Source organism: Arthrobacter sp. SIMBA_036, from assembly GCF_046535135.1.
GTDB lineage: Bacteria > Actinomycetota > Actinomycetes > Actinomycetales > Micrococcaceae > Arthrobacter.
Genome location: NZ_JAWRXG010000011.1, coordinates 61,092 through 72,611, shown reverse-complemented (window position 1 = coordinate 72,611; position 11,520 = coordinate 61,092). Strand labels below are relative to the sequence as shown.

The window sequence follows — 11,520 nt, the reverse complement described above, 5'->3', positions numbered from 1 at the left end:
GTAACGTCCATGTCCACGCCACGTCCCGGTCCAGCGCATAGAGAGGGGAGCAGCCCTGTGAGTCCCCAGCGCATCCTCAATGGGCGATACGAGCTCGGCGAGCTGATCGGTCGTGGCGGGATGGCCGACGTTTACCGTGGTACGGACACGCTCCTGGGACGGACAATCGCCGTCAAGGTCCTCCGGGCTGACTTGGCCCGCGATCCGCAATTCCAGGCCCGGTTCAAGCGCGAAGCCCAGGCTGTGGCCGCACTGAACCACCCGTCCATCGTGGCCATCTTCGATACCGGCGAATATTCGGTTCCTGGCGGTCCGGGGGAGGATGTGCGCGTCCCCTACATCGTCATGGAGTACGTTTCCGGCCGGACCTTGCGGGACATGATCAAGGCTCGCGAGTTGAGTGTTGCGGACTCGGTGGGATACACCCTGGGTGTTCTTTCGGCCTTGGAATACAGCCACAGGGCGGGCATCGTCCACCGGGATATCAAACCCGCCAACGTGATGGTGTGCGCCGATAGCGGTGAGGTCAAAGTCATGGACTTCGGCATTGCCCGGGCCATGGCCGATTCGGCGGCGACAATGACGCAAACCCAGGCGGTTGTTGGCACCGCCCAGTATCTTTCGCCCGAGCAAGCCCGCGGTGAAACCGTGGACGCACGCAGTGACCTGTACTCAGCCGGTTGCCTCCTCTACGAACTCTTGACCAGCCGGCCTCCCTTCATCGGGGACAGCCCGGTCTCTGTTGCTTATCAGCACGTTCGGGAGACGCCGGAGTTGGCCAGCTCCTACAACACGGACGTTTCCGAGGCCCTGGACTCGGTTTTGGTCAAAGCGTTGCAGAAGAGCCGATCCGACCGCTTCCAGGATGCCGCCGCCTTCCGCCGGGCCCTCCGGGCTGCAAGCAACGGCATTGCAGTCCCAACACTTCCAGCCTCCGAGGCTCCCACCGATCCGAACGATCTCGTTGAACCCGAAGATCCGGCAACGCACCTTCTTAGCACCACTGCCGTAGGGTTCCTGGACGTTGGCCAGTTCAAGGAAGACGCCTACGCCGAGCCGCTCCACGAGCCTGTGGAAGAACCACTTCCCTTGGGCCTGCCTCCCGAAAGGGAGCTGCCCGCTGGCCAGAAGTCCCGGCGTCGGGCTTGGATGGCCACCCTGGTGATTTTCACGCTGATCGTCCTCGGTGGCGTGGGGTTCTGGCTCTTTAGCATCATGAGCACCCCGCAAAAGCCTCAGAAAGTTGCGGTGCCCACCGTGGCCAACTTGACCGAGTCCCAAGCCATCCAAGACCTCTATACCGCCAAACTGGTACCCAAATCAGTGCGCGCTTCCAGCGATACCGTGCCCAAAGACAAGGCAGTAGGAACGACGCCGGCAGCGGGCACCATGGTGGAGCCGAACGCGGAGATTGTCCTCACGATTTCCAGCGGCCCCAGTGCCGTGACGATTCCCGCGGATATTGTGGGCCGCACCGAACTGGACGCTCGGGATGCCCTGCGCAGGCTGGGTATGACAGGGGACGTCACCACCACCATGGTTGACAGCCCCACTGTCCCGGCAGGCGTCGTGATCAATACCAGCCCGGCGCCGGGTGTGCCGATCGCGACCTCAAGCAAGGTGGAACTCCAGGTCTCCACGGGCAAGGTCGTGGTCCCGCAGCTGATTGGCCTGCCTGTCGCGGAGGCCGAGGCGTTGCTCAAGTCCAACGGCCTGGCCATGGTGGCCGTGGAACAAGAGAACTCGCAGGTGGACCCCGGTAAGGTGACAGCCCAAAGCGATGCATTCAACACCAAGGTTGATCAAGGCAAAGCTGTGACCGTCACCGTGGCAAAGGCTCCTGCGCCGCCCCCGGTCCCGACGCCGACTCCTACGCCGACCCCAACGGAGACGGCCACGGATACGCCCACCCCCACGCCTACTAAGGTGCCCGGACCAAAGAAGTAGCCGCGGCAGGCGTCAATGCTTTATGCAGGCATTACTGCTTTACAGGCATCACTGCTTTATGAGGGGGCTCAGCGTGGATGCCCGCTTGGCCGCCCCGGCCATGCCGAGTGACTCAAGCCAGTTGCCCAGCATCTGGTATCCACCCTCGGTAAGTACGGACTCCGGGTGGAACTGAACACCGCACAAAGGGGCGGTCTTGTGCTGCAAACCCATGACCACCCCATTGGTAGTCTCCGCGGTGACCTCAAGGACATCGGGGATCGAGTCACGAACGGCCGCGAGCGAGTGGTACCGGGTTGCGGTGATCGGCGACGGGAGTCCGGCAAACACGCTGTTGCCTGCATGCTGCACCGGAGACGTCTTTCCGTGCATCAGCTCCGGTGCGTGGGTGACCACGCCGCCGTAGGCCTCAGCTAGTGCCTGGTGGCCGAGGCAGACGCCGAGCATCGGTTTGCCCTTTTCACCGCACCATTTGATGAGCTCGATGCATACCCCCGCCTCGGCAGGAGTGCCAGGGCCCGGGGAGATGAGGACACCGTCGCGGGCGGCTGCCAGTTCGATGGCTTCGGCAAGCGTGACGTCGTCGTTGCGGACCACGGTGGTCTCCGCCCCGAGCTCCTGCAAGTAACCCACCAGGGTGTAAACGAAGCTGTCGTAGTTATCCACTACGAGAATTTTTGTTGTGCTCATGGCTGTTGCGCTGAACCAATCGTTGAGTCGGTCAAGGTAGTGAATTGGGATAACCAAGGGAACAGGTACTGCGCCATGAGCACCAAGGCTACGGCGACCAACGCCAAGCACGTCAGAATCCGAACCCATAGCGGTCCCGGAAGGTTCCGGAAAATCCAGGCGTACATCCTTATCCCTTTCCTCGGGCTTGGGCTACTTGGGCTGCAATTGCCGACGGCGGCCCGGCTGAGGCCGGTTGCCAACTTTCCAGCACCGAGAAGGCAATAATGCGTTCCTGGGACCCAAAGCGCGGGTTGCAACTGGTCATGGTCAGGATGCTCTCCTTGGCTGTAGCTCCTGCTTGCGTAGGAACGGGCATCAGGACGTCGGTCCGGTTCGGGAGGACGATCTGGTTGTTGCGGAAAACATACGTGTAGTAGCCGTCGGCTGTTTGCACATAGATCTTGTCCCCGGGAACCAGTGTGTGGATGTTGTCCAGGACTGCGCCGTGGGTTTGCCGGTGTCCGGCCACCGCAAAGTTGCCAATGGCACCTGGCATGCTGGTGCTTCCGTAGTGCCCTAGGCCCAAGGTGTCCAGCACGTCGGCGCTGGTTCCTTCGATGATCGGGCGAGTGTAGTCGGCGCCGAACCGTGGGATGTACATGATGCCGATGGTCTGGCCGTGGGCTGGGGCCTTGCCGACTACAGGGGTGCCGTAGTCGATGTGGCCGGTAGCTGCCGGCGCGGTAGGACCCGTGAAGTGCTGCGCGAAGCTTTGGACGGCCTCGGTCTGTTTGGCGTCCGCTTCAACGTTGGTCCACCATAGCTCCCACGCCACAAAAAGAAGCAGGACAATCCCCGCGGTGATCAGGAGCTCACCCAGGATCCGGCAAATCAACCGGAATACGTCGCCCGGACCCCGCCGCTTCGGTGAAATCTGCCGTGGTTCATGGGGCTCTGCTGCCTCGTAAGGCGCAGCAGATGGCGTCGTCTGCTGATGCGCCACGGGGTCTCCTCAGAACGGGCGCGGTCGGCGCAGGTGCGTATCTGGTTGGCGCTAGACTTGACAGCTAGAGCCACCCGGAACGTCGTATGCCCGATGTCCGCTGGAAATTCCTTTCCTGCAGGATATCAAGGCTTGACGCAACGGGTATTTTTCCAACAGCCAAGGAGGATCCGTGCCCGAGTCCAAGCCCCGCAAGCGGCCTGCCCGTCAGGCCCAGACTTCCACCGCCCAGCAGTACAAGCCGAATCCCGTCTGGTACAAACCTGTGATGTTTGGCCTGATGATCATCGGCCTGCTCTGGATCATCACCTTTTACATTTCCGAGGGCCGACTTCCTGTACCGGACTGGTCCTCATGGAACATCGTCGCCGGCTTCGGAATCGCAATCGTCGGGTTCCTCATGACCACCCGGTGGCGTTCGTAGGAATCCGCACCTCACTTCTGAACGGCCTAGGGCGTCTACAGGATATGAACAGCAGGCACACCACCTTGGATTCGCCGCTCGGGACGTTAACCCTAACTGCCCGCGGAGAGTATCTGACGGGAATCTTCTATGAAGGTCACTGGCACATGCCTGCGCCAGACTACTTCGGACAGCCTGTGCACATCGAAGACCCCGTTTTCGCGCAAACACGCGATGAGCTCGGCGAGTACTTCAGCGGCGGCCGCGTGGACTTCAATGTGCCCTTCTCCGTAAGGGGAAACACCTTCCAAGAGAAAGTCTGGGAGCGGCTGCAACACATCCCCTTTGGGCAAACCATAAGTTACGGGGAGCTGGCCCTGGAACTCGGCGATTCCCATCTCGCCCAGGCGGTGGGCTCGGCGGTGGGCCGCAACCCACTGAGCATCATCATCCCGTGCCACCGTGTTGTCGGCCGAAAAGGCCAGCTCACCGGCTACGCAGGTGGCCTTTCCAACAAGCGCTTCCTCTTGGAGTTGGAAGAACCTGCCGCAGCCAAAGAGAGCAAGCTCTTCTGATGCGCTCCGGGCATCAAGGCGAGACTAAAGAGCCCTTTGAGGCGGTGGTCCAGGCACAAGGGGCAACCGTCCTTCGAGTGTGCCGGGCCATCCTCGGATTGCATGACGCCGATGACGCTTGGTCTGAAACCTTCCTGGCCGCCTTGCAGGCTTACCCTGCCCTGGCGCCGGAAGCGAATCTGGAAGCGTGGCTAGTCACCATCGCCCACCGCAAATGCATCGACCACCTGCGCGCCCGAGGCCGGCGCGCAGTGCCCGTGGACCAACCACCAGAGCAGGTTTCACTCCTTGGGATTCCCGGTGACCGACAGGCAGAACTGCTCGACGCCGTCGGAAAGCTTCCGCCCAAGCAGCGACAAGTCGTCGCCTTCCATTACCTGGCCGGTTTTCCGTACACCGATATCGCGGCACTTGTGGGCGGAACCCCCGAGGCCGCGCGCCGGGCCGGCGCGGACGGCGTGAAATCCCTCCGCGCCCTCCTGGCACCCGCTTCGGCAATGGCCCGCTCCTCCGTGAAAGTTGACATGCCATGACCTCTGAATTTGTGGACGAGACCCCTGAGTCCCTTCCGGACGACGCCCAGGTTGCTTCCGTGTTGGAGCCGTTGGACGTGGGCATTGAACTTGCCCTCTCCAGCCTCCAAGCCAGGTTGGCCCGGGACGCCCAACTGATGCACACGTTGGACATCGCCTACCGGGTGGTGGACTCTCCGCTCGGCAGCCTTCTTCTGGCCGCCACTGATCGCGGAATCATGCGGGTAGCCTTCGAACGTGAGAACCACCAGGACGTCCTGCAAGGGTTGGCCGATTCCGTGAGCCCGCGCATCCTGCACGCCCCGGCGCGCTTGGACGTGGCCGCGCGTGAGTTGGACGAGTACTTCAGTGGCACTCGGAAGGAATTCGACCTCACGTTGGACCTACGGCTGACGCGCGGTTTCCGGCTCAGCGTCCTTCGCCACCTACCCAAAATCGCTTACGGACATACCGAGAGCTACGCCCAGGTGGCACAGGCCGCGGGGAGCCCCAACGCGGTCCGCGCTGTGGGAACTGCCTGTGCCACCAACCCGTTACCCGTCATCGTGCCATGCCACCGAGTGGTCAAGTCCGACGGCAGCTACGGGGGCTACCTGGGCGGTACTGAAGCCAAGCACACCCTGCTGGCCCTTGAAGCGGCAGCATGAGCGAGGATGGGCTGTTTGGGCTGGAGCTGGTCCAGCCTGCAGCCGACGACGCCGGTCCCCGCTTGGTGGGGCCGGGGGCTGTGCATGTCCCCGGCTGGCTCACGCCAGTGCAGCAGAGATGGATCGTGGAACGTTTCGGTGAATGGACGCGAGGACCCGTTCCCCTACGGGCGGCCACGCTTCCCGGCGGCCACCAAATGTCTGTTCGCACCGTTTGCCTGGGGTGGCACTGGCAGCCGTACAAGTACACGCGGACTGCCTCCGACGTCAACGGACAGCCCGTGCTCGACCTGCCCGATTGGATGATCCGGCTGGGACGGAAAGCCCTCACTGCCGCGTACACCGCTGAAGTAGGGGCCGACCCCTCGCTGGCCGCACTGGCCGACGAATACACACCTGACGCTGCGCTGGTCAATTGGTACCAAGACGGCGCGGCAATGGGCATGCATCAAGACAAGGACGAGGCTTCTCATGCGCCGGTGGTGTCCCTGAGTATCGGAGATACCTGCCGCTTCCGATTCGGCAACACGAATACACGAACCAAGCCATACACTGACGTCCTGCTGCGATCAGGAGACCTGTTTGTCTTCGGTGGCCCCTCCAGATTTGCGTTTCATGGCATTCCCAAAGTCTTCGCCGGGACCGCCCCCCAGGATTGCGGGCTGGAGCATGGTCGAATCAATATCACCATGAGGGTCACCGGATTGTCATAGCCATGGGGCAGACTATCCCTGAAACGACTACTGGCCACCGAACCGCGGTCGGCCGCTCTTGGAGAAGTGCGTATGAGCCCCTTGGAAAACGGCACTGTCATCGGCGACGACGGACTGGCCCGCCCCGCTTGGGCGGCCAGTGACCCCCTCCTTCGTGCGTACTACGATCACGAATGGGGAATGCCGGTCCGGGACGAACAGGGCCTGTATGAACGCATCAGCTTGGAAGCCTTCCAAGCCGGCCTTTCCTGGGTCACCATCCTGCGCAAGCGGGAGGCTTTCCGGAAGGCGTTCCTGGACTTCCACCCGGAATCCGTCGCCGCGTTTACCGACGCCGATGTACAGCGCCTGATGTTGGACGCCGGCATTGTCCGCAACCGCCTTAAGATCCAAGCGGCCATCACCAATGCCAAGGCCACCATTGCGCTGCGAGAAGAGGGCGGTCTAGTGGACTTTGTTTGGTCGTTCCAGCCGACCTCAACGCCAGAACCGCGCACGATAGCCGATATCCCCACCACCTCCGTCGAATCCATCGCATTGTCCAAGGCATTGCGCAAGAAGGGCTTCGCTTTCGTCGGTCCAACAACTATGTACGCGCTGATGGAAGCCGTCGGAATCGTGGATACCCACCTGCTACACAGTCATCGTCGCGGTTCGTCCGGGGTTTGGTCATTGCCTTCCCACGCCACCGAGCCCACCGCACCTGTCCACAGAAGTGTGTAACTTTATCCACAGCCGTGGATAACTTCTGTGGACATCCTTGGATTCGAAGCCGGAAACGGTGCGGTTAGGCCTATTCGACGTCCTCCGCGCCTTGGTTGGATTATGCCCACTGTGCATCAGGCTGTGGATATTGAACTAAGCTTCACTCGATGTTCAGGCCGGAGGCGATGTGGCGCTGCCGCGACCAGGCAATGCTTCCGTGCTTGGCCGCCAAACTATCGCCCAGAGCTTGCCACGGCCGCCGAGGTTATCCACTTAACAACAATCCCATTCCCACAACTTATCCACAGCTGGGGAAAACGCACCCGGCTCTAGGTCAATATCCGGCAATCACGGCGTCATGAGCGCCCACGCGGCAAGGAAACTACACGTGTGTAAGTTATTAACACTGTTGATAAGCCTGTTGATTAAAGCCGTACCGCGGCCGCTTGGATGACTTTTCCCCACAAGCCCCTGTGAGCCCTGAAGTTGTCCACAGAATGCAAGGACGATGGGACAAAGTTATCCACAGATGTGGAAAAATTCATACCTTTTGGGGGATATCTTCCGGCCCGGCCAGTCACAGCATGGACAGCCGTTCTAACTACACGAATGTAAGTTACTCACAGTGTGGATAACGCTTGTGGATAAGCGGCTGGGCACGAGCAAGCTAGGAAGCAGAGACGTGGAACCACGTGATAGCAGCCAGGACGCCGAGAACCAGCACCAGGCTGGCCGCCTGAATCAGGGCTTGGCTCTTACCGCGGGGCGCGTATGTAATCGCGGCTGCAGCGATCGCACCGGTAATCAGGCCGCCAAGGTGGGCTTGCCATGCAATGCCCGGCACCAGGAAGCCAATGACGCCGTTAAGCACGATCAGGACCCAGAGCTGCCTCGTTTGGCCACCACGTTGGCGCTGCACCACCAGCAGGGCTCCAAAGAGACCGAAGATCGCTCCGGACGCGCCAACCAGTCCAACAGGGGGAACGGTGGGGGTCAGAAGCAGGAAGCCCACCGAGCCACCCACCGCGGCCAGCAGGTACACGGCCAGGAATCGAAGGCGTCCGAGCAACGGCTCAAGGACTTGCCCGAATATCCATAGCGAGTACATGTTGAGGACAATGTGCAGGAGGAAACCCTGCGAATGCAGGAACGCGGAGGTAAGCATCCTCCACGGTTCACTGCCGGCAAAGATGTTCGCGTAAGCGAAATCCTGGAAAACGAGGTCGCCGGGGAGTACCCACTGGAGGATGTACACCACCACGCACAGGGCGATGATCAAATACGTCATCAGCGGCCTGCCCGCCGCCAGGGCACCGCCATAGGGCGCACGGTATGTCGGCGTCGAACGTTTTTGTTCGTTGACGCAGTCAATGCATTGGAATCCGACGGCGGCCGCCCGCTGGCATTCGGGGCACGCTGGACGCCCACATCGCTGGCACCTCACGTAGGAGGGCCGGTCCGGGTGCCGTGGGCACACCGGGATGGCGGCGGACGGCTCAGCCGACGGAATTCCGTAGCTCATCTGACTGGTTCAGCGCGTGGCTTAGAGCTGCTCGATGTCGATGCTCTTGATGACGACGTCCTCCACAGGACGGTCGCCCATGCCCGTGCGGACACCCTCGATGGCGTCTACTACCTTGCGGGAATCCTCGTCGGTAACCTCGCCGAAGATGCTGTGCTTGCCGAACAGCCAGTCGGTGTTGACCGTGGTGATGAAGAACTGTGAACCGTTGGTTCCCTTGCCCATCTGCACACCCGCGTTGGCCATGGCCAGCTTGTAGGGAGCGTTGAAGGTCAGTTCCGGGTGAATCTCGTCGTCGAACTGGTAGCCCGGTCCGCCGACGCCGCGGCCCAGGGGATCGCCGCCCTGGATCATGAAGTCCTTGATGATGCGGTGGAAGATGGTGCCGTCATAAAGCGGCGTACCCGTCTTGTCCTCACCGGTTTCGGGGTGGTTCCAAGCCTTTTCGCCGGTGGCCAAGCCAATGAAGTTGGCGACCGTCTTGGGCGCGTGGTTGCCGAAGAGGTCAACCTTGATATCGCCGAGGGTCGTGTGGATCGTTGCTTTTGCAGTTGCGATGGTCATGAATCCATTCTTCCATGCAGGGTCAACGCCAAGGTTGCCGTGAAGCCGGTTCCGCGCTGGGTGAAATCCGGGACGAAACGGGCAGATGAATAGCCCGTGTTCACTAAGCGACGTAGGCTAGCAACAAACGAGCATGTGTATCGGGAGGTAGTTGTGAAGAAATCAGACCGTATTGCCCGCGACCTCGAACAATCCGTGGCGGCCAGCGTTGACAACGCCCGCGACTGGGCTGCGCCCCGTGTGGAAGCAGCCGTGAATTGGGCTGTTCCGCGTATCCAGCACGGTATCGACAGCGCTTCCCCCAAGATCCAAGAGGGGCTGAAGTCCGCTGCGCACAACCTCGCCGACGGCGTGGCGGTAGTTACGCCGCGGATCCAGGACGGGCTGGCGCAGCTTGCGCCAAAGATCCATGATGCAGTCGAAGACGCGACACCCAAGATCCAAGAGGCTTTGAACAAGGCCACTCCGGTGCTCGGCCAGGCCCGGGACAAGGTAGTTGTTGAATACTTGCCGAAATTGTCCGAACAGCTGGGCCAGGCCTCCGTGGTGGTGCACCAGGTCCTGGAAAACGCTCCCGCGCAAGTGGATGCCGTAGCGCAGAAACTGGTGGACTCCGGCGTTGTGCACAGCGTCCAGCAGCAAGCGCAGGCCACCAGCAAGCAACTGCAAGCCGCGGCCGAGGAGGCTGCCAAGGCCGCAACCGCGCAGCTGGATAAGGCTCAGCGGAGGACGGCTAAGTTGGGCAAGGAACAGCAGCCCAGGAAGCGCGGATGGTTGATCCTGACAGTCATCGCTGCGGCTGCCGCCGCGGGTGTAGCCGCGTGGAAGGCCTCCAAGCCCGTGGAGGATCCGTGGAAGACGCCTTCTCCGGTTTCTCCCAAGCCGACGCCGGCGCCGGTTGCCGAAGCTGCCGAAGCAGCAGCCAGCCAGCCTGCCGCAACGGATGTCGCGCCCACAACCACCGATGTTGAGGCTGAACCCGCATCAGTGGCCACCGAGGATGAGACGTCGGAGGGCACAGCGGAGGATGCAGGTGAAGGCACCACGCAGGATTCGGGAGAGCACTCGGCGAAGGTAGCCACGGACGCGAAGACTGCGGTCAAGAACATCGCGGCCAGCCTCAACAAAGAGTCCGATGAGAACCAGGACTCCACCTCGGAATCCAACGGCGCCCACAGCTAATCAAGCGCCTCGACTGGTTATTGATAACTAGTCGGTGAATCAAACCGTCGACGGCGGGAAGAGGCACCGAGCAGTCCTTTGAAGGGGATCCTGGCACAGCCAGGGTCCCCTTCAGTGTTTGTCCACACTTAACCAAGTCGACCGACCAAGCGCGCGGCCCGGGTGTTAGATTGATGGGGATGCCAGCTGATAGTCCCTTCGCGGACGCGCCCCCGGATGCCCTTGGCGCCCCTCGGGTTTCCATTGTCATCCCGGCGTATAACGAGGAAAGTGTTATACGCCAGTGTCTCCTTGCGGCCGTCTACCAATCCGTCCCGGCTGACGAGATCATTGTGGTGGATAACCGTTCCACAGACCGCACCGCGGCCTTCGTGCGCCAAATGCAGGACGAATATCCGGAAAGCCCCATCATCCTGCTCCAGCAGGACAAGGCACAGGGTCTGATTCCCACACGGAACTTTGGGCTGGATAGCGCCCGCGGTGACATCCTGGGACGAATCGATGCCGACTCGGTGGTGGAGCCCGACTGGGTCGAACAAGTCCAGAAGGCCTTCGCCGACCGTTCGGTACAAGCAATCACGGGCCCCGTGGTCTATTACGACATGCCTATGCGGCGCTTTGGGTTGAAAGCGGACGACAAGATGCGCCAGCTCATGCTGCGCTTAGCCAAGCATCAGTACCATTTCCTGTTCGGCTCCAATATGGCCATTCGTCGAACAGCTTGGGAGATCATCCGCAACGAAACCTGCTTGGACGAAAAAGACGAGATGCACGAGGACATAGACCTGTCATTGCACCTCTTCGACCACGACCTCAAGATCCAATACGTACCCCACATGGTCTCGGGCATGTCCGCCCGGCGGCTGGAGGATTCGCCAAAGGATTACCGCTACTACGTCACGCGGTTTGATCGCACGTATAAGGCCCATAACGTCAACAAAATCGCGTTGAAGGCACCCATGGTCGTTTTCTTCTCGGTGTATTTTCCTGCCAAGGTGCTGCGCGCCATCCACACGATGAACGCCGTTCCCGCAGGACGGCGCGGGCCCTGACT

General features: G+C 61.3%; 13 protein-coding genes. 9 read left to right on the top strand and 4 right to left on the bottom strand.

Translation table 11 applies throughout. The features are described 5' to 3' along the window. Positions 1-9 precede the first annotated feature (9 nt). Positions 10-1,947, top strand: a complete 1,938-nt coding sequence (gene pknB, locus SB659_RS15325) for a Stk1 family PASTA domain-containing Ser/Thr kinase (RefSeq protein ID WP_410550958.1) — start codon at positions 10-12, stop codon at positions 1,945-1,947. A gap of 48 nt (positions 1,948-1,995) precedes the next feature. Here the strand turns inward: pknB and SB659_RS15320 are convergent, their stop codons facing one another. After that, positions 1,996-2,637 (bottom strand): aminodeoxychorismate/anthranilate synthase component II, encoded by a 642-nt coding sequence (locus tag SB659_RS15320; RefSeq protein WP_410550957.1) that lies wholly within the window; start codon positions 2,635-2,637, stop codon positions 1,996-1,998. A 169-nt stretch (positions 2,638-2,806) separates the two neighbouring features. Beyond that, positions 2,807-3,553, bottom strand: a complete 747-nt coding sequence (locus tag SB659_RS15315; RefSeq protein WP_410551020.1) for a class E sortase — start codon at positions 3,551-3,553, stop codon at positions 2,807-2,809. Between the two features lie 241 nt (positions 3,554-3,794). On the opposite strand from SB659_RS15315, the gene SB659_RS15310 reads away from it, so the two are divergent. The 6 genes from SB659_RS15310 (at position 3,795) to SB659_RS15285 (ending at position 7,216) form a co-directional block, all read left to right on the top strand. Continuing rightward, positions 3,795-4,046 (top strand): cell division protein CrgA, encoded by a 252-nt coding sequence (locus tag SB659_RS15310; protein WP_284976917.1) that lies wholly within the window; start codon positions 3,795-3,797, stop codon positions 4,044-4,046. Positions 4,047-4,090: 44 nt separating this feature from the next. After that, positions 4,091-4,600: a methylated-DNA--[protein]-cysteine S-methyltransferase gene (locus SB659_RS15305; RefSeq protein ID WP_410550956.1), complete on the top strand. Its 510-nt coding sequence runs from the start codon at positions 4,091-4,093 to the stop codon at positions 4,598-4,600. Beyond that, the gene (locus SB659_RS15300; protein ID WP_410550955.1) at positions 4,600-5,133 is read left to right on the top strand and encodes an RNA polymerase sigma factor; all 534 of its coding nucleotides are present in this window, start codon (positions 4,600-4,602) and stop codon (positions 5,131-5,133) included. Before SB659_RS15305 ends, SB659_RS15300 begins: the two co-directional genes overlap by 1 nt. Further along, on the top strand, positions 5,130-5,780 hold the full coding sequence (locus tag SB659_RS15295) for a methylated-DNA--[protein]-cysteine S-methyltransferase (protein WP_410550954.1): 651 nt from the start codon (positions 5,130-5,132) through the stop codon (positions 5,778-5,780). The genes SB659_RS15300 and SB659_RS15295 overlap by 4 nt, the downstream gene beginning before the upstream one ends. Beyond that, a complete protein-coding gene (locus SB659_RS15290) occupies positions 5,777-6,493 on the top strand; it encodes an alpha-ketoglutarate-dependent dioxygenase AlkB family protein (protein ID WP_410550953.1) in 717 nt (238 codons plus the stop codon). Before SB659_RS15295 ends, SB659_RS15290 begins: the two co-directional genes overlap by 4 nt. A gap of 72 nt (positions 6,494-6,565) precedes the next feature. Then, positions 6,566-7,216 (top strand): DNA-3-methyladenine glycosylase I, encoded by a 651-nt coding sequence (locus tag SB659_RS15285; protein ID WP_410550952.1) that lies wholly within the window; start codon positions 6,566-6,568, stop codon positions 7,214-7,216. Between the two features lie 649 nt (positions 7,217-7,865). Here the strand turns inward: SB659_RS15285 and SB659_RS15280 are convergent. Further along, the gene (locus SB659_RS15280; RefSeq protein WP_284978631.1) at positions 7,866-8,720 is read right to left on the bottom strand and encodes a rhomboid family intramembrane serine protease; all 855 of its coding nucleotides are present in this window, start codon (positions 8,718-8,720) and stop codon (positions 7,866-7,868) included. A gap of 21 nt (positions 8,721-8,741) precedes the next feature. Next, positions 8,742-9,284, bottom strand: coding sequence for a peptidylprolyl isomerase (locus tag SB659_RS15275; RefSeq protein ID WP_284976924.1), 543 nt, complete (start codon positions 9,282-9,284; stop codon positions 8,742-8,744). 153 nt (positions 9,285-9,437) lie between these two features. On the opposite strand from SB659_RS15275, the gene SB659_RS15270 reads away from it, so the two are divergent. Both SB659_RS15270 and SB659_RS15265 read left to right on the top strand, forming a co-directional pair. Next, positions 9,438-10,466, top strand: coding sequence for a hypothetical protein (locus SB659_RS15270; RefSeq protein ID WP_410550951.1), 1,029 nt, complete (start codon positions 9,438-9,440; stop codon positions 10,464-10,466). A gap of 179 nt (positions 10,467-10,645) precedes the next feature. Further along, on the top strand, positions 10,646-11,518 hold the full coding sequence (locus SB659_RS15265) for a glycosyltransferase (RefSeq protein WP_410550950.1): 873 nt from the start codon (positions 10,646-10,648) through the stop codon (positions 11,516-11,518). Positions 11,519-11,520: the final 2 nt, after the last annotated feature.